This is a genomic window from Gluconobacter sp. P5E10 (assembly GCF_018812145.1).
Taxonomy (GTDB): domain Bacteria; phylum Pseudomonadota; class Alphaproteobacteria; order Acetobacterales; family Acetobacteraceae; genus Gluconobacter; species Gluconobacter cerinus.
This window is the reverse complement of record NZ_JACRVZ010000001.1, coordinates 849,613-868,066: the sequence shown is the minus strand read 5'-3', so window position 1 is coordinate 868,066 and position 18,454 is coordinate 849,613. Positions and strand designations below refer to the sequence as shown.

Here is an 18,454-nt window from a genome sequence, read left to right as displayed (position 1 = left end):
GGGAAGATCTTTCTTTTTTGAATTGAAACAGAAGCAAGTTCAACCGAAGCGGAAGCCGGACAACGCCTTCCCCATGACGGTATCACTATAATCTCGGACACCCGGGTCCGTTCCTGCCGCCCCCGCCACAAACATCAATGGTAACAGATGCTCGGCCTTCGGATGGCAGTCTTGAGCAAACGGAGCATCTGTCCATCGTGCCAGCCGGGACGAACGCTGGTTAGGCTCCTCACTTACAGCCCGATAAAGCCAGTCATCGAAATGCCGGGACTGCTCGTCAGCCTCTGCGTCTGGACGCAGGAAACGTCGCAGATTGTGATACGTCATCCCCGCCCCCACCAGCAGCACGTTTTCATCTCGTAGCGGGGCCAAAGCTCTGCCGATTTCCATCACGTCCTCAGCCGTCACATTCAACGGCAAGGAGATTTCAACGACAGGAATATCGGCCTTTTCGAACGCCAGCATGAGCGGAATGAACACTCCGTGGTCAAACCCACGATAGGCATCTCCACCACTCGCAATTCCAGCCTTTGCAAGAAGCTTCTGGATGTATTCAGCAAGCTTCGGAGAGCCTGGGGCCGGATACTGGAGCTCATAAGTGTGGGCAGGAAAGCCGTAATAATCATAGATCAGTTGGGGATGGGTACCGGTTGTCACAGTAACCCGGTCAGTTTCCCAATGCCCTGACATGACGACCAAAGCAGCGGGACGCTGAGGCAACGTAGCAGCGACCCCACGCAAATGCTTTGCCATTCGATCCCAGATATCCGGCCAGTCCATGAAAAAGCAGGGACCACCCCCATGAGGAATAAAAATAGCAGGCTGGCGTTCTATCGGCCCTGTCTGCCTCGAATTATCCGTCATGAGAAACTCCGTCGTCAGTCGATCTGCCGCGAAGGTTGTCATCAAACTCCGACAACGATAATCCTGACTACAGGAAAGTCATCTGGCACCAGGAGTGTGAAGTGCTCGACCGGATTACCAGTATGCAAGCCTTTGTTAGGGTAGTGGGACAAGGAAGCTTTGCTGCTGCGGCACGGTCTCTGGGCCTATCCCAGACGATGGTGACAAAACACGTTTCAGCGCTCGAAGCTCATCTGGGTGTGGCACTTTTCCATCGCAGCACGCGCCGCCTCTCATTGACTGAACCTGGGCAACTCTATCTCGATCGGTGCCAGAAACTCCTGAGCAGCCTTGAAGACATGGAGCAGGAAGTCACCGCAGGCGCAGCCGAGCCGCGCGGGCTGCTGCGCATGAACACGCCCGTATCTTTCGCCATTCGCCATGTCGCACCCCTCCTACCGGAATTCAGCCAGAAATACCCTTTGGTGACAGTCGAACTGGGCGTGGATGATCGCCGCGTCGATCCTATTGCTGAAGGCTGGGATTTAACTCTCAGGATCGGTCATCTGTTGCCCAGCAGCCTCAAAGCTCGGCGTCTGGCGCATATCAACTTCACGCTTTGTGCCGCCCCCTCCTATCTGGCCAAACATGGCACTCCAGCCACGGTCAGTGACCTCGAACATCACACCTGCCTCGGCTACACCCTCAGCGACCCCGTGGGCACCACACGCTGGAGTTTCGGACGCCGGGGAGAACGGACCATTCCGGTCAAAAGCAGCCTGCGCTCCAATAATGGAGACGTCCTACGCACGGCAGCATTGGCGGGCCAGGGCATTCTTTATCAGCCAACATTTATTGTCGCCGATGAGCTTCAGTCAGGCCTTCTCAAACCTATCACGCTCGATACTCCCTTGCTGGAAGGGCCAGATCTGCATGCAGTGTATGTGCCCACAACGCACGTACCGCTCAAAGTCCGAGTGATGATCGATTTTCTGGCGGCACGTTATGCGCCCGTTCCTCCATGGGAACGAGCAGGTCATCAGTCCTGAAGACGATATCTGGCTCTCACCAGAACATCCTGTTCAAGCATTTGCAGAACGTCCCGCTGCTCCTGAACACCGACAAGAACGACCACTCCGCGAATTGTCGACCTCGCCCCCGTCACATGATCCTGAAAAACTTGGGCCAAAACCATCGACAACCCTTCTCGCGAGCAGCAGGAACACCCGATGCCGTGTCTCTTGCGAAATGGAGAGGGTGCCGGCATGGACACTACGTCTGACCAGCCCTCTCCCGGTACGTCCGCTACAAGAACGACGTCTGCCCTGCGCGATGACGGCCAGTTAGAAAGATCCGTGACGACCGAGAGAAAGAGCTGAGACATCAGTTATTCAACCGGTTGCTTGGCGCCGCAACAGGGTGGCGCCCCCATGTGTTGGTGACAATAACGCCAGCCATAACAATGGCACCGCCAACGAGTGTCCGGAACGTCGGAATCTCGTGGGTCAGAATATAGGCCAGAACCATCGTGACAGGCGGGAGCAGATACAGCAGCGCAGCGCCCCGCGTAGCTCCCAGATGCCCGATCACAAAAGCCCAAGCAGCATATCCGATTGCGGCGGGGAAAATGCCCAGTTCCAGCACGGATGCCCGTCCTGCCCATGATGCATGAGAAAAGCTGGCCAATCCTTCTGGCAGCCATGGCAGCAGGAACAGAGCACCACTGATCAAAATATAAGCGATCGTTGTGAGAGCACCGTACCGACGGATCAGCCCTTTCTGAAGATTCGTGTAGAGCGCTCCGCAAACAGCGGCTCCGAACACGAACGTCGCACCTGAACCGAAAGACAATCCGCCAGACTGCCCTTGGGCGATCAGGACAACACCAGCAAAACTAAGAATGGATCCTGCCCACCCCAGAAGAGACATGCGCTCACCAAGAAACGCCATGGCAATAAGCCCGGCCATTAGAGGCGCGGCACTGATAAGGAGGCTCGCGGCCCCCGCGGAGACTGTTACTTCGCCGCAGTTAAAAAAGATATTGTACAGCGTGATGCCCACCGCACCGCATCCCAGAACCTGCGGAATATCCGCTTTCTGCAGGCGAGCAGGACGTTTCCAGAGCAGCCAGCCACCCGCAGCAATCGCGGCGATGGCATATCGTACGGCCGCGAGCGGGATAGGTGCGAAGTCATGCAGGGCAATACGCACAACCGGATACGCACTAGCCCAGGACAGAATGGCGACTGCTATAAAGAGTGGAAGGAAACGACCAACTGAATTTGTCATTGCTGTTCCGCGAGAAGGGATTCCCAATTCAGGGAGATGCACCACATATGACAGGCCTGTTAAAAGAAGGACAGGACAGATCCGGTTTGCCAGCAGCTTCCCTCAACCGTTATACAGGCAGGCCTCCATGCCGGGCCCGATCGCCTGGCATAATATTCTGTCCTGATTTTATTCCTGAAGAGCGCCTCAATGTCCTCACGTCCCCATCTGCTTGATGCCCTGTCAGACCAGGTTCTGCTGTGTGACGGTGGTATGGGATCGCGCGTGCAGATGCTCGATCTGGAAGTTGAGAAAGACTACTGGGGCCAGGAAAACTGCACGGAAATCCTGAATCTTTCCCGCCCTGAGCTGGTTCGCGAAATTCATCGCGGCTATTTCGAAGCTGGCGCGGATATGGTCGAGACCAACACGTTTGGTGGCTCGATCGTCACGCTTGCTGAGTTCGACCTCCAGGACCGAAGCCGCGAAATTAACCGTGTTGCTGCTACACTGGCCCGAGAGGCGGCAGAGACCTTCTGCGACGGCCGCCATCGTTACGTCATGGGCTCCATCGGCCCCGGCACAAAACTGCCAACACTTGGCAACATCGATTATGACACGCTTGAAGCCGGGCTGATTGAACAGTGCCGTGGCCTGATTGACGGCGGTGTCGATGGGTTCCTGATTGAGACGTGTCAGGACACGCTCCAGATCAAAGCGGCCGTCAACGCAGCCAAAGCCGCACGGATCGAACTCGGGTCGGACGCTCCCATTTTCGTACAGGTGACGGTTGAAACCACCGGCACCCTCCTCGTTGGACCCGACATCGCTGCGGCAGCCACAACCGTCAACGCGCTGGACGTCCCGTCTTTGGGACTGAACTGTGCGACCGGCCCGCAGGAAATGGCAGAGCACGTCCGCTGGTTGTCTGAAAACTGGCCAGGCCTGATTTCCATGCAGCCCAATGCCGGTCTCCCGGAACTGGTAGATGGTAAAACGGTCTATCCTCTCAGCCCGGACGAAATGGCTGTGTGGATGGAGCGTTTTATCCTTGAAGATGGACTCAACCTGATTGGCGGGTGCTGCGGAACGTCCACTCCTCATATCCAGGCTCTGGACGGCATGCTGCGCCGCGTGGGTCGCGAAAAATACCGTCCTGCTCCGGTCAAGCGCAGCACGATCTGGATGCCGTCTGTATCCAGCCTCTACTCGCAGGTGCCGCTGCGGCAGGAAAACAGCTACTTCTCGATCGGCGAGCGCTGCAACGCCAACGGCTCCAAGAAATGGCGTGAACTTCAGGAAGCGGGCGACTGGGATGGCTGCGTCGCCGTCGGCCGGGAACAGGCTGCCGAAGGCTCCAACGCTCTGGACGTCTGCACGGCATTCGTTGGCCGAGACGAAGTCGCGGAGATGAACGAAGTCGTCACGCGCTTCACGTCATCCGTTAATGCGCCTCTGGTCATCGATTCAACCGAGACACCAGTCATTGAGGCCGCTCTGAAGCTGCATGGTGGCAAGCCGATCATCAACTCAATCAACTTTGAGGATGGTGAAGATCAGGCGCATGCCCGCATGAAGCTGGCAAAGAAGTTCGGCGCCGCGATGATTGCCCTGACCATTGACGAAGTGGGCATGGCCAAGACGCCAGAAGACAAGCTGCGCATTGCAGAGCGTCTGGTTGATTTCGCCTGCAATCAGTACGGGCTGCCCCAGTCCGACCTGATGATCGATCCGCTGACCTTCACCATCGCGACCGGCATGGAAGACGACCGTAAGCTCGGCGTCTGGACGCTTGAGGGTATTCGGATGATCCGGGATAAATTCCCTGACATCCAGATCGTGCTGGGTCTTTCGAACATTTCCTTTGGTCTGAACCCTGCGGCGCGTGCTGTTCTGAATTCAGTCTTTCTGGACCATGCCGTAAAAGCAGGCATGACCGGCGCGATCGTGCATGTTTCAAAAATCCGTCCGCTGCACCTGATTGCGCCGGAAGAAGTGAAAGTCGCGGAAGACCTGATCTTTGACCGTCGGACTACCGATTATGATCCGCTCCAGAAGCTTCTGGAGCTTTTTGCTGGCCGGAAAGCTGCGGATGCCGTCAAGAAGCGTCGTGCTGAAACGCCCGCAGAACGCCTCAAGGACCGGATTGTAGACGGGGACCGTAAAGGCATCGAGGACGACCTTGATGCCGCCATGCAGGATATGGCCCCACTCGACATCATCAACACCGTTCTGCTGGACGGCATGAAAGTCGTAGGCGAGCTCTTCGGGTCTGGCAAAATGCAGCTTCCGTTTGTGCTGCAATCTGCCGAGACCATGAAAACAGCCGTAGCGTGGCTTGAGCCGCACATGGAGCGCAAAGAAGGCCAGCATCGCGGCACGATGGTTCTTGCTACGGTGAAGGGTGACGTCCACGACATTGGCAAGAACCTTGTGGACATTATCCTGACCAATAACGGCTATCAGGTGATCAACCTCGGCATTAAAGTGCCCTTGGCTGACATGATGGCTGCGGCCAAGGAACATAATGCTGACGCTATCGGCATGTCAGGGCTTCTCGTAAAATCCACCGTCATCATGCGTGAGAACCTCGCGGAGATGAAACGGCAGGGCTTCGATGTTCCCGTTATTCTTGGTGGCGCGGCTCTGACCCGAAACTACGTCGAAGAAGAATGCGCCCTGTCTTACGGAGACGGCGAGCCAGGCCGCGTCGCATACGCCAGAGATGCGTTTGATGGATTGTCCCTGATGGACAAGATCGCGCAAAAAGAGTTTGACGGCTATCTGGGGGCGATCCAGAGCCGCCGTGCGGGCAAGGCAAGCCGCAAGAATGCACGTGCTCCGGAAAGCGCTGAAACGCGTGGCTTCGGCACAGTTGATCCTGCCGCCGCACGGGAGCGTCGCAATCGGATCTCAGGCGAACTGCCTCCTCTCACGCCACCTTTCTGGGGCGCACGGGTTGTGGAAGCTGCGCCTAACGCCGTGCTGCCGTTCCTGAATGAGCGCTCACTCTATCAGTTCCAGTGGGGCTTTCGGAAACAGGGACGCTCCCTTGAGGAGTTCATGGAGTATGCGAAAATGGAACTTCGCCCCGTCCTGAAGCGCATGCTGGCGCTCAGTGCGGAGCAGGAAATCCTGCGCCCGCAGGCCATCTATGGATACTGGAAAGCTGCTGGTGACGGAAACGACCTGATCCTGTTTGAAGAAGACGGCAAGACAGAAGCCGCACGCTTCACTCTGCCCCGCCAGCCAAAGGACGACGGCGAGTGCATCGCGGACTTCGTGCGTGACATCAATGATGAGCACCGCGACGTTGTTGGGCTTCAGGTTGTTACCGTTGGGCAGAAAGCATCAGACCTTGCCCGGGAATGGTTCGAGGCCAATCGCTATCAGGATTACCTCTATCTGCATGGCCTTTCGGTCGAGATGGCGGAAGCCATGGCTGAATACACCCACAAACGGATCCGGGCAGAGCTTGGTTTTGCAGCGGAAGATGATCGTGACATGGAGAAAATGCTCTCCCAGTCCTATCGTGGGTCACGCTATTCCTTCGGCTATCCTGCCTGCCCCCGCCTTGAAGATCAGGAGCCAATCCTGCGCCTTCTGGATGCCGAGCGCGTCGGGATTTCCCTGTCTGACGGGTTCCAGCTTCATCCTGAGCAGTCAACGTCTGCTCTCGTGGTGCTGAATCCGCGCGCCAAATACTTCACTGTCTGACTCAACGGAGAACCACGGTCATGGCATCACAGCAAATCGGCGGGCTTCTTGCCCAGCTTCGACTCATCAACGGTGAACGTGGCTTCTTCGCCAACTTTTTTGGCCTCTTCTGCGTGGCCTGTCTTTTGGGATTGGCCAACATGTTCAGCCGCTCTGTCCTGCACGCAGATATGGGATGGCTGCTTAAACCACTCATGGTGGTCATGGCCCTGTATTTCTTTCTTCCCTATCTCCTGCTGCTCATCATTGACAGACGCACCACCAACTAACGTTCCGTCATCCTACACTTCCAAAAAGACGCCCCAATATGGGGCGTTTTTCTTATCTGCACTCCGTGAGAGTGCCGCATATAGATTGTCTTTTCAGCTGTCGGATTTATAATAATTTTACAAAATTGAAGATTTTTCATTTCGGATATTCCATGACGGTTCTTTCCCCCTCCGCAGAAGAACGCCTGCACACTGTTCTCTCCCGGCTTGAAAGACGGTTGGGCAGCCGGATCAGCAGGTCCCCTTCTGTGCTGGAAGAACATAGTCACGGTGAAGCCATGGAAGCAGCTCGCCTGCCTGGAGCCGTCATCTTCGCTGAGAGCACGGACGATGTTTCAACCGTTCTGAAGGAATGTCATGCCTCCCGCGTTCCTTTAGTCGCGTTTGGTGCTGGCACTTCTGTTGAAGGGCATGTCACGCCGCCAGAACACGCCATCAGCCTCGATCTCTCCCGCATGACCGGCATTGTGGAGATAAACCCGGAGGATCTGGATTGCCGCGTACAGGCTGGTCTCACCCGACAGGCTCTCAACACACAGATCCGCGATACCGGACTTTTCTTCCCCGTCGATCCGGGCGGTGAAGCTACTCTGGGCGGCATGTGCGCGACCCGCGCTTCCGGAACGGCAGCCGTGCGCTACGGCACCATGAAGGAAAACGTGCTGGGTCTGACTGTCGTGCTTGCGACAGGTGAAGTGATCCGAACCGGCGGTCGCGTCCGCAAGTCTTCCACTGGTTATGATCTGACGTCCCTCTTCATCGGCTCTGAAGGCACGCTCGGGATTATTACGGAAATCCAGCTCAAGCTGCATGGCCGCCCTGACACCCTCTCCGCTGCAGTTTGCCAATTTGAATCCTTGAACGATGCCGTTCAGACTGCAATGGAAATCATCCAATGCGGCATTCCGATTAACCGTGTGGAATTAATGGATAGTGTTCAGATGGATGCATCCATCCGATACTCCAAGCTGACCGGCTATCGCCCCCTGACAACGCTATTTTTTGAATTTGCTGGCGCCCCTGCTGCCGTACAGGAACAGGTGACAGCGACCCAGGAGATTGCTCTCGCCAACAATGGACTTGGTTTTGCCTGGGCCGAAAGCGCGGAAGACCGGGCTCGTCTGTGGAAAGCGCGCCATGATGCGTACTGGGCCGCAAAGGCCATCGATCCAACCGCCCGGGTCATCTCAACAGACTGCATTGTTCCAATCTCACGACTGGGGGAGCTGATTGCCGGTGTCTCAAGCGACATTGCCGCATCCGGTCTTAAGGCCCCTCTTCTGGGCCACGTCGGAGACGGAAATTTCCATACGCTCATCATCACCGAACATTCCCCGGACGGCTATGCTCAAGCCCTGGATCTGGACCGGAAAATTGTCGGTCGGGCGCTGGCTCTCGGAGGTTCCTGTAGTGGCGAGCACGGGGTTGGACTGGGGAAACTGGAGTTTTTGGCTCAGGAGCACGGTGAAGGCTCACTCGGCGTCATGCGTGCGCTGAAGAATACGATGGACCCTCACCATATTCTCAATCCGGGAAAGCTGCTTCCCAACGGGCCCGTTTATCGGGGATAACACAACCCTTCTGATATTCTGCTTTTACGGACCCTGCCTGCAATGTCTTCAGCTTCTGCCGCGTTCCCGGATGTCGTTCTGATTGGAGGCGGCATCATGAGCGCAACGTTCGCCGCCCTCCTCAAAGAACTGTCCCCCGAACTCTCCATTACGCTGTTCGAGACGCTTGAACAGTGTGGGCAGGAAAGTTCAAAGGCCTGGAACAATGCCGGGACCGGGCACGCAGGAAACTGTGAACTGAATTACACGCCGCAGCGTGCAGATGGCAGCGTGGATATTTCCAAGGCTCTGGCGGTCAATACCGAGTTCGATATCTCCCGCCAGCTCTGGGCGCACTGGGTGCGGACGGGCCGCATTGCAGATCCGGGCACATTCATTCACGCCTGCCCTCATGTCAGTCTTGTCTGGGGCGAAGCTGACGTTGCTTTTCTCAAAGCGCGCTACACCGCCATGGCTAACCACCACTGCTTTGACGGGATGGAATATAGCGAAGACCCTGCTGTTATTGCGAGCTGGGCTCCTCTTGCGATGGAAGGTCGGGATCTGTCTATTCCTGTGGCGGCCACCCGCATTAAAAGCGGAACGGATGTCGATTTTGGGGCCCTGACCAGAAGCCTTCTCTCTGGCTTGCAGACCGCCCCCGGCTTCCACAGCTTTTATCGTCATCGCGTTACGGACCTGACCAAAACAACCGATGGTCGTTGGCGTGTCACTGCGGTCAATATGCAAACCGGGGTACACAGGACTGTCCTGACGCGATTTGTCTTTATCGGCGCAGGCGGTGCAGCACTACCGCTCCTTCAGAAATCCGGTATTCCTGAAGCACGCCGATACGCAGGCTTCCCAGTGAGCGGCTTGTGGCTGCAATGCACCAACCCTGCCATCACGCAGCGCCATCATGCGAAAGTTTATGGAAAAGCGCCCGTCGGATCTCCCCCGATGTCTGTCCCACATCTGGATACGCGGGTGATTGACGGGAAATCCTGCCTTCTTTTTGGCCCGTATGCGGGTTTTTCCACCAAGTTTCTCAAGAGCGGCTCCTGGAGGGACTATTTCCACTCCTTGAACAGCAGCAACATCATTCCCGCCATGACCGCAGGCAAAGATAATCTTTCGCTCCTGAACTATCTGGTGCGCGAAGTAACACAGAGCGACCACAAGCGCTTCCAGTCGCTTCTGAACTTCTATCCTCAGGCTGATGAAAGCCAGTGGACGAAAATTGTGGCCGGGCAGCGTGTTCAGATCATTAAGCCGGACAAAGGTCTTCATGGTGTTCTGCGCTTCGGCACAGAGCTGGTCCGCAGTTCCGATCAGTCGCTTGTTGCAATTCTCGGTGCATCGCCGGGCGCATCCATCGCAGCCTCAGTAGCGCTGCAAGTCGTGGAAAAGTGCTTTCCTCAGAAGATTTCTTCAAATGAGTGGCTGCCACGTCTTAAACAGATTTTCCCCGCCTATGGGGTGGATCTGAAACAGAACGCTGCCCTTTGCCGTGAATTACGTACGAGCACCGCTGCGACCTTGAATATTGATGCCTGAGTGCGTCTAAAATTGTAGAAAAGCATTCATCCGTTGTGTATACACAATATTGATGCATAACCGTATTGCTCTTTTCCGGGCTGAACGAGGTCTGTCGCGTAAAGACCTCGCTGAAGCCGTACAGGTTAACCCCCAGACGATCGGCTATCTGGAACGCGGCGATTACAAACCCAGTCTGGAACTCGCGATGAAGATCTGTGCGGTTCTGAAAGCAGAGGTCGAAATGGTTTTCTCTCTGACGCCATTTGATTCACTGGTCGCACAGATGCGCAAGCGTATGGAGGCTGGAAAGCAGTGACATTCTCTCCTCGCCCCACTGACAAATTTTTCAGCGTCATGGACAATGTAGCCAATATCATTGGCCGTCCTGTTTTCTGGCTTGGGGGACTGTTTCCAGACGGGACACCCGTGTCACCGACAAGCACAATTCCCCTCTGGAAACCTGTCACGATTGCAGTCTGCGCGACCATACTTTTTCCAAGCGCAATATTTCTGCTGAGCCCCGGCTGGATGATGTCAGTATTCTTCGTCAGCGGAACGTTTCTTTTGAATATTTGCGCCCGGATAAAACTGCAGCATCCTTTATACAGACTGAGTGCTTGGGACAGGGATGAACGAGAGCAGCAAACCATCCTGATATGCCGAAACTCTGCCCTCATCGTGATGAGTGCAGGAGCTGTCATTATGCCTCTGTTACTGGCTTTTACGCTCATTCATGACCAGTTTCAGCTGAGCCAACTGAAAACAATCAGCCTCATTACTCAAGCTTTCCTCTGCCTGAATTATCTTGTGACCCTCGCGTCGGCAGCACAAATTGGCACACTCGCCTGGCTGGAACGCGATCAGCCATCATCACCGGATGCCGCCTGAAATTCCAATTTTTCCTGGCAAGCCCAAAATATAAAAAAGGCCGGCCTTCGTCCCCCGACGAATAGACCGGCCATATCAAGCAGACCTGAAGAGCGGTCAGGCTGCCTGAACTGTATCAACCTTTGGCTTGCTGGCGCGCACTGGGGCAGCACTCGCTGCATGTGGCGTCAGGGTGCGCTGAACTGCATTCTGCCAGCCGTCCAGCATGATGCGGCGCTGTGCAGGATCCATACGCGGAGAGAACAGACGCTCCTGCGCCCAGGTTGCCGCAACTTCTTCCAGGCTACCCCAAACACCAACATACAACCCGGCAAGGAAAGCAGCGCCAACGGCCGTGGTCTCAACGTTTACAGGGCGCTCCACATCGGCCTTGAGCATGCTGGCGAGGAACTGGGCAAACCAGTCGTTAGCGGCCATGCCACCGTCAATACGCAACGTCTTGGCCCGCATCGCACCGTCCTGACGCATGGCGTAAACGAGGTCATAGGTCTGGTACGCAACAGATTCCAGCATCGCGCGGGCAATGTGTGCCTGCGTCGAGCCCAGCGTGAGACCACAGATCATGCCGCGTGCTTCAGGATCCCAATGTGGCGCGCCAAGCCCAACAAAAGCTGGCACCATGTAAACGCCATGGCTGTCCGGAATACGGGTTGCCATATCGTCGGTCTGTGAGGCATGCGTGATCAGTTGCAGACCGTCACGCAGCCACTTGATGCCGGCGCCTGCCACGAAGATGGATCCTTCGAGAGCATACGTCGTCTTGTTGCCAATCCGGTAACCAATGGTCGTCAGCAGACGGTTATTGGACTGAATTGGCTTCTCGCCTGTGTTCAGGAGCATGAAGCAGCCCGTACCATAGGTCGCTTTCGCCATGCCTTCTTCAAAACATGCCTGCCCGATCAGAGCAGCATGCTGGTCACCCGCCATACCACCGATCACGATGGATTCACCAAACAGGTCAGGCTCTGTTTTGCCGAACAAGCCGCTATTGTCCTGGACTTCAGGCAGAAGCGCACGAGGCACATTGAACAGGTTCAGCAGTTCATCATCCCACTGAAGGGTGTGAATGTTGAACAGTGAAGTACGGCAGGCATTCGTGATGTCGGTTGCATGGCGTTTGCCACCCGTCAGACGCCACAGAAGGAAGCTGTCGATCGTGCCCGCAGCCAGCTCCCCTGCTTCAGCACGCTTGCGGGCACCTGAAACGTTATCAAGAAGCCAGGCAATCTTGCTTGCTGAGAAATAGGGGTCCAGCAGAAGGCCCGTCTTATCACGCACAATTTCTTCAGCCCCCTGCTCACGCAGGCGATTGCATTCCTGAGCCGTCCGGCGATCCTGCCAGACAAGCGCATTATGAATGGGCTTGCCGGTCTTGCGGTCCCAGACCACGACTGTTTCGCGCTGGTTGGTAATGCCGATCGCAGCAATCCGCCCAACACCACCAGCCGTGGAAATCGCTTCACGCGCCGTCTCGAGAACATCTTCCCAAATATCTTCCACGTCATGCTCGACCCAACCCAGCTCAGGATAGTGCTGGGGGAATTCGCTACGTGAAATGGACACGGCGCGGGCATTGCTGTCGAAAACAATACTGCGGGTCGATGTCGTGCCCTGATCGATCGCGAGAATGTAGTCTTTCTTTGCCATGCTACTTACTCCGGAAACGGACAGATCAAGAGACCTTGTCGATGACGGGACCTGTTGAGGCAGGTACGGAAGGGTTCGAAACAACGAGCACAGGCTCGGCTAGGTTTAGCGCTTCAGATGATGGCGCAGATGCTACCACAGAAATCCGAGGCATGAAGGGGCGAAGACCATACTGGTAGATCGCGGCGCCAATCGGACCACCGACCATTGGCGCTGCAATGGGCACCCACCAGTAGTTGGACGGAGCCGGAATGGCAGCCTGCCCCCACCCTGCAAAGAAGCAGAACAGGCGTGGACCAAAGTCACGAGCCGGATTGATGGCCCAGGCTTCCAGATACCCGGCAGACGCACCAATAATAGCAACGAGAAGACCAATGATCAGCGCACCGGAATTCGCCTGCGGAGCCTGCGTATTGTACTGGCAGGTCACGGCGAAAATACCGAACACCAGAATACCGGTCAGAACAGCCTCGTCCCAGAACGCATGAGCGACACTGATGAAATCGCCCGGATGCGTGAAGAACACACCAGCAGAGCCGCCATCCAGTGCACGCGTCAGGCCATGAGCCGCATTGTAGTGGTCAATGACCGGCACATAGAGCGAGTACACGAGTGCCGCACCCGCCAGGCCACCCAGAACCTGAGCACCAATGTAGGGTACGACCTTCTTCCATGAGAACCCACGGAAGAGCGCAAGTGAGAGCGTCACAGCCGGGTTGGCGTGCGTGCCGCTGACTGCCCCGGTCGCGTAAATCGCAACTGTAACGGACAGCCCCCAGACGATACAGACGCCCCAGTAGGCCGTCTTGTACGGGCTGGGATCGTAAAGCGAATACATGGCAGCGACGCCATCTCCGAAGAGAATGATGATGGCGACAGCAAAGAACTCAGCAAGGAGTTCACCAAGGTAGCGTTTATTCTCTGACATGACCGGATGTCCGACATGAGAATTGAAGGAAAGATCAGGCGACGTCCTGCCGCCATGTTCCGGAGGTCTCGGAGCCAGCCGAACGTTCTGTCCCGGCACGCTCCTCGATATAGGTCTGGAGTGCGGCTTTCTCGGCATCGGTCATGAACAGACCCAGCTTCGAGCGGCGCCACAGCACGTCCTGCGCAGACCGTGCCCATTCGTTGTCGATCAGATAATCGACTTCGCGCGCACTCAGTGTCTTGCCGAACCACTGCCCCATATCGGCTTCTGCCTGCGTAGCGATATCAAACGCCCGCAAACCGTAATTCCGCATGAGCCGCCACGCTGTGTAAGGGGCCAGATGAGGCGCATACGCCTGCAGCTTCGCCACCTGGCGGTCAAAATCAGCCGGTGCAAAATCCCCGCCAGGCAGTGGCGTCTCTGCAGTCCAGGATGGACCGCCGAGCACGGGAAGATGTGGAACCAGTTTCTCAAGTGCATGCTCGGCCAGCTTGCGGAACGTTGTGATCTTGCCGCCAAAAACAGACAGGATCGGTGCACCAGACGCATCAACATCCAGCACGTAGTCACGCGTTACAGCGGAGGCATTACCAGAGTTGTCGTCATAAAGCGGACGAACACCGGCATACGTCCAGACCACATCATCCGGGCTGACTGACTTCTGGAAATAGCGGCTGACGCTCTCGCAAAGATACTTGATTTCATCTGCCGAGATTTCAACCTTCCCAGGGTCCTGCTCCCAAGGAACGTCCGTCGTGCCGATGAGCGTGAAATCCTGCTCATAGGGGATAGCAAACACAATCCGCTTGTCCGGATTTTGCAGGATATAAGCCTGCTTGCTCTCGAACAGGCGCGGCACCACAATGTGGCTTCCTTTAACGAGACGCACCTTGTTACGGCTTTGCACGCCAACACGATCCTGAAGAAGCTCTGCGACCCATGGTCCAGCTGCATTCACAATGGTCTTGGCCTGAACCGTCCGTTCTTCACCACTGTCGCGGTCAAGAAGCGTTGCGGTCCAGAGCTGTGGCCCGCGTTCAGCTTTCACAAGTTTGGTGCGCGTGTTGATGGAGGCCCCCAGACGGGTGGCATCCATGGCATTGAGCACAACCAGACGACTGTCCTGCACCCAACCATCGGAATATTCGAACCCACGCACGTATTCGCTCTTGAGCGGGCGCCCTGTCACATCCGTACGGAGGTTCACCGCGCGCGTTTTCGGCAACGTCATGGTCGTGCAGAGGTGATCGTACAGGAACAGGCCTGTCCGTAGCAGCCACGCAGGACGCAGCATCTTAGAGTGCGGCAGAACAAAACGCATCGGCCAGATGATATGCGGCGCAATCTTCAACAGACGCTCACGCTCAATCAGGGCCTCGCGCACCAGCCGGAACTCGTAATATTCCAGATACCGCAGACCACCGTGGATCAGCTTGGTGCTGGCAGAAGACGTATGGCTTGCAAGATCATCCTGCTCGACAAGGATGACCTTCGCACCACGGCCTGCGGCATCACGGGCAATGCCGCAGCCGTTAATGCCCCCACCGACCACAAGCACGTCATAAGGCGCGCTGTGCGGACTTGAAGGCGAAACTTCACGAATCGATGACATAACAATCTCCTGCCACCACGCTCCAAAACGAGCATCTGATGTTCGTTTTCGCGCATATTGAACGATAAAGTAAAGAGGGATCTTCGATTTATAACAGATTAGTGTTCTTTTTTTCGCGCACTACTGTGATGTTTGAGCGATATGTAGCGTCACATTTGCCGCTTCCAGCAGCGCCTGAAATGCGTCCGAGACGGGGCGATCGGTAATCAGATCGTCAATATCTGCCAGTCCACCCACGCGCCCCATGGGCTGCCGACTGAATTTTGTATGATCTGCCAGCAGCAGAACACGGCGAGAATTTCGGATAATCGTACGGGCACACTGAATTTCATTCAGGTCGAAATCCAGCAATGTCCCGTCATCTGCGATACCGCTGATACCGATGACGCCGAACTCTGTCCGAAAAGAATCCAGGGTCTCAATCGCAGCAGCACCCAGAATTGCACCATCTTTGGGCCGAAGCTCTCCCGCCGCGATCACGGTTCTAAAATCAGGTCTTCCGGAAATAAGAGACGCGACATGGAGGTTGTTAGTCACGACCCGCAGGTCACGATGTCCACCCAGAGACCGGGCAAAAGCCTCGGTTGTCGTACCAATATTAATAAACAGGGACGAACGGTCAGGAATAAGAGACGCCGCGCAATGGCCGATCGCATCCTTGGCCTTCAGGTTCAGAATCTGCCTTTCATTGTAGGCGATATTTTCAATGGTGGAGTTCGGTGTCGCTCCACCGTGATGTCGGGTCAGAAGCCCCTGCTCTGCCAGAAACCCAATGTCCCGCCGAATGGTTTGAACCGCCACATCGAACTGCTGTGCCATGTCTTCGTTCGACACATAGCCCTGACTGCGAACCAGTCGGATGATCTGTTCCTGCCGAGGGTTGATCCTGATAGTGGGGTTGCTCATGCACACTGACCTGAAATGATTTCCAGGACAGTGTGACAACACGAACAAAAACGCGCAATCACGAACTTTGTCAGCGACAGAACCCGTGACGCTTTTTAATCACCCCACCATTAAAGACATTTCAGATTTCGATATTCTGAAGAACCTTGAAGCCTTCAAAGACTGGCGGTCCCACGGTCAGCACTTTGCCTTGTCCGGCGCCAGCATGAGCAGCACGGAACTGCTCAGACTGTGTCCAACCAACAAAGGCCTCATAAGATTCCCAGACCGTATGAGACGCATAAAGAACATGATCTTCTTTGGCGGGCCCCTGCAGGAATTGAAAACTGACAAATCCTGGAACGGTCTTTAGCAGGACTTCCCGCTCCAGCCAGCGCTGCCGAAAAGCATCTTCGCTATCAGGTCGTACTTTGAAACGGTTCATTGCAATATACATGGTGTCTCTCTCTTGTTGATATCTTCCGGCATGACGAGATCATGCGGAACAACGAACGGACGCCCCGTGCTGCAATGTTGATGAATGCAGCCATCAGGAATCCCAAAAACGTCGTGGAGGAGTTCAGAAGTCAGGATGTCACGGGGGAGACCGTGTGACTGTATCCGCCCCTGATGCATAACGACGATACGATCGGCACAGGCTGCAGCCCAGTTCAGATCATGAAGAACCAGCAACACGCTTCCACCATGCGCCGCATGCATCTTTGCAATCTGAAGAATGAGGCGCTGCCGTGCCATATCCTGTGCGGACAAAGGTTCATCCAGCAACAGACAGCCGGGCGCGCCGTTCCGCGCTGCGGCCTCAAGCTGTGCCAGCACTCGCGCAAGGTGAACGCGCTGCCTTTCTCCGCCGGATAGCGTCATAATGTCGCGTTCCATGAACGATGACAGCCCGACGCGATCCAGCGTGTCCTGTGCAATCGCGACACGCTCAGCCATCGGGCGGCCCTGCCCCGAAATAGCTGTCCCCATAAGAACCAGTTCCAGCGCCGTGAAGCGCGCGCGCATCGGACACTCCTGGGGCAAGAGTGCCCGGCGGCGAGAAAGTTCGCCCGCAGAAAGCGATCCAATTTTTGAGCCATCAAAGCGGATCTCACCGCCATGCAGCGGCATCAAGCCGCATGCAAGCTTCAGGAGCGTACTTTTGCCCGCGCCGTTAGGCCCTACAACAGCAACGATTTCTCCGGCCGCGAGCGCCAGATCAAGATTGTGAACAATCTCACGACCACCCGCTCTGGCTGAGGCGTTCTGAATTTCCAGTGTCATGATGGAATGTCCGCTCCATGAATGCGACTCAAGAGCCAGACAAAAACCGGGGTCCCGAGTGCTGCGGTAATTATGCCAACAGGCAGTTCCGCGGGAGCCGCAACCAGTCTGGCAATCGTATCAGCCGCAGTGAGAAGAATAGCCCCAAGAAGAGCGCTCCCAGGCAGAACCAGACGGTGGTCTGGACCGGTTACCAACCTCACAAGGTGAGGAACCACAACGCCAACAAACCCAATGGCGCCCACAAACGCGACTACCGGCCCAACGGACGCAGCCACCCCCAGCATTGCCAGCCGTTTTGTCCGCTCGACAGGATACCCCATCAAAGCAGCATCCGCTTCACCAAGAAGCATGGCGTTCAGAGGAACAGCGAGACGTGTCGCAATCACGCCTGCAAGGACAAGAAATGGCGAGAGCAGGCCAATACGTTCCCAATTTGCTCCAGAAAAACTCCCGAGAGTCCAGAACGTCAGATCCCGCAGAGCCGTATCATTGGCCCGAAAAATGAGAATGCCAGTCAATGCACCAGAAAAGGCTCCGAATGCGACACCAGCCAACAGAACAGTCGTGACAGAGGTGATGCCAGCGCGGGTCGCAAAGACGTAAAGAAGGAGTGTGACGAGAAAGCTGCCCAGCATTCCAGCCAAAGGCACGGCCCAACCGTTTAGAAACCCTGACTGAGCCATATCGACGCCCAGTACGATGACGCACGAAGCAGCCAGAGCGGCCCCGGAAGATACACCAATCAACCCCGGATCAGCCAATGGATTTCGAAAAAGCCCCTGCATCGTTGCACCCGCAGCCCCCAAAGCTGCACCTGCCATCGCGGCGAGCACGACACGTGGCGCACGAATATGCGCGATCACCATCCAGGCCAGATTTCTGGTCGCAACGTCAGGTGCATGCAGGAGCGTACCAATGCCTGCCCCGCTTGCACCAACCTCGACTGCGACCAGCATGACAAGATTTAGCAGCGGCAGAAGCGATAGTAAGATCCAGCCCGCATGCACGCGCATTGCCC

17 protein-coding genes are annotated in these 18,454 nt (G+C 56.1%); 7 read left to right on the top strand and 10 right to left on the bottom strand.

The window, feature by feature from the left end:
* Nucleotides 1-39 precede the first annotated feature (39 nt).
* The gene (locus KP707_RS03895) at nucleotides 40-864 is read right to left on the bottom strand and encodes a class III extradiol ring-cleavage dioxygenase (RefSeq protein ID WP_211500245.1); all 825 of its coding nucleotides are present in this window, start codon (nucleotides 862-864) and stop codon (nucleotides 40-42) included.
* Between the two features lie 101 nt (nucleotides 865-965).
* On the opposite strand from KP707_RS03895, the gene KP707_RS03890 reads away from it, so the two are divergent.
* Nucleotides 966-1,892, top strand: coding sequence for a LysR family transcriptional regulator (locus tag KP707_RS03890; RefSeq protein ID WP_099210120.1), 927 nt, complete (start codon nucleotides 966-968; stop codon nucleotides 1,890-1,892).
* On the opposite strand, the gene KP707_RS03885 is transcribed toward KP707_RS03890, so the two are convergent.
* Complete coding sequence (locus KP707_RS03885; protein WP_211502187.1) at nucleotides 1,883-2,227, bottom strand: hypothetical protein; 345 nt, start codon at nucleotides 2,225-2,227, stop codon at nucleotides 1,883-1,885. The two genes, KP707_RS03890 and KP707_RS03885, sit on opposite strands and share 10 nt — an antisense overlap.
* Nucleotides 2,227-3,132: a DMT family transporter gene (locus tag KP707_RS03880; protein WP_211502186.1), complete on the bottom strand. Its 906-nt coding sequence runs from the start codon at nucleotides 3,130-3,132 to the stop codon at nucleotides 2,227-2,229. Before KP707_RS03880 ends, KP707_RS03885 begins: the two co-directional genes overlap by 1 nt.
* 189 nt (nucleotides 3,133-3,321) lie before the next feature.
* On the opposite strand from KP707_RS03880, the gene metH reads away from it, so the two are divergent.
* From metH to KP707_RS03850, 6 genes are all read left to right on the top strand, one after another.
* Nucleotides 3,322-6,828, top strand: a complete 3,507-nt coding sequence (metH, locus tag KP707_RS03875; RefSeq protein WP_211502185.1) for a methionine synthase — start codon at nucleotides 3,322-3,324, stop codon at nucleotides 6,826-6,828.
* Nucleotides 6,829-6,848: 20 nt separating this feature from the next.
* Nucleotides 6,849-7,097 carry a hypothetical protein gene (locus KP707_RS03870; RefSeq protein ID WP_211502184.1) on the top strand — a complete coding sequence of 83 codons (249 nt, stop codon included), beginning with the start codon at nucleotides 6,849-6,851 and terminating at the stop codon, nucleotides 7,095-7,097.
* Between the two features lie 152 nt (nucleotides 7,098-7,249).
* On the top strand, nucleotides 7,250-8,668 hold the full coding sequence (locus tag KP707_RS03865; protein WP_211502183.1) for an FAD-binding oxidoreductase: 1,419 nt from the start codon (nucleotides 7,250-7,252) through the stop codon (nucleotides 8,666-8,668).
* 42 nt (nucleotides 8,669-8,710) lie between these two features.
* Nucleotides 8,711-10,204 (top strand): malate dehydrogenase (quinone), encoded by a 1,494-nt coding sequence (gene mqo, locus KP707_RS03860; RefSeq protein ID WP_211502182.1) that lies wholly within the window; start codon nucleotides 8,711-8,713, stop codon nucleotides 10,202-10,204.
* Nucleotides 10,205-10,256: 52 nt separating this feature from the next.
* Nucleotides 10,257-10,502 carry a helix-turn-helix transcriptional regulator gene (locus tag KP707_RS03855; RefSeq protein ID WP_211502181.1) on the top strand — a complete coding sequence of 82 codons (246 nt, stop codon included), beginning with the start codon at nucleotides 10,257-10,259 and terminating at the stop codon, nucleotides 10,500-10,502.
* Nucleotides 10,503-10,714: 212 nt separating this feature from the next.
* Nucleotides 10,715-11,074: a hypothetical protein gene (locus KP707_RS03850; protein WP_211502180.1), complete on the top strand. Its 360-nt coding sequence runs from the start codon at nucleotides 10,715-10,717 to the stop codon at nucleotides 11,072-11,074.
* Between the two features lie 96 nt (nucleotides 11,075-11,170).
* Here the strand turns inward: KP707_RS03850 and glpK are convergent, their stop codons facing one another.
* The 7 genes from glpK to KP707_RS03815 all read right to left on the bottom strand — a co-directional run bounded on the left by glpK (nucleotide 11,171) and on the right by KP707_RS03815 (nucleotide 18,449).
* Nucleotides 11,171-12,721 carry a glycerol kinase GlpK gene (glpK, locus tag KP707_RS03845; RefSeq protein ID WP_211502179.1) on the bottom strand — a complete coding sequence of 517 codons (1,551 nt, stop codon included), beginning with the start codon at nucleotides 12,719-12,721 and terminating at the stop codon, nucleotides 11,171-11,173.
* Between the two features lie 25 nt (nucleotides 12,722-12,746).
* On the bottom strand, nucleotides 12,747-13,649 hold the full coding sequence (locus tag KP707_RS03840; protein WP_046899839.1) for an MIP/aquaporin family protein: 903 nt from the start codon (nucleotides 13,647-13,649) through the stop codon (nucleotides 12,747-12,749).
* A gap of 34 nt (nucleotides 13,650-13,683) precedes the next feature.
* Nucleotides 13,684-15,264, bottom strand: coding sequence for a glycerol-3-phosphate dehydrogenase (gene glpD, locus KP707_RS03835; RefSeq protein WP_211502178.1), 1,581 nt, complete (start codon nucleotides 15,262-15,264; stop codon nucleotides 13,684-13,686).
* Nucleotides 15,265-15,384: 120 nt separating this feature from the next.
* On the bottom strand, nucleotides 15,385-16,170 hold the full coding sequence (locus KP707_RS03830; RefSeq protein WP_086633930.1) for a DeoR/GlpR family DNA-binding transcription regulator: 786 nt from the start codon (nucleotides 16,168-16,170) through the stop codon (nucleotides 15,385-15,387).
* 121 nt (nucleotides 16,171-16,291) lie between these two features.
* A complete protein-coding gene (locus KP707_RS03825; protein ID WP_046899501.1) occupies nucleotides 16,292-16,606 on the bottom strand; it encodes an antibiotic biosynthesis monooxygenase in 315 nt (104 codons plus the stop codon).
* Nucleotides 16,591-17,433, bottom strand: coding sequence for a heme ABC transporter ATP-binding protein (locus tag KP707_RS03820; RefSeq protein WP_099210134.1), 843 nt, complete (start codon nucleotides 17,431-17,433; stop codon nucleotides 16,591-16,593). The genes KP707_RS03825 and KP707_RS03820 overlap by 16 nt, the downstream gene beginning before the upstream one ends.
* Nucleotides 17,430-18,449: an iron ABC transporter permease gene (locus tag KP707_RS03815; RefSeq protein ID WP_215751572.1), complete on the bottom strand. Its 1,020-nt coding sequence runs from the start codon at nucleotides 18,447-18,449 to the stop codon at nucleotides 17,430-17,432. Before KP707_RS03815 ends, KP707_RS03820 begins: the two co-directional genes overlap by 4 nt.
* Between the last annotated feature and the right edge of the window lie 5 nt (nucleotides 18,450-18,454).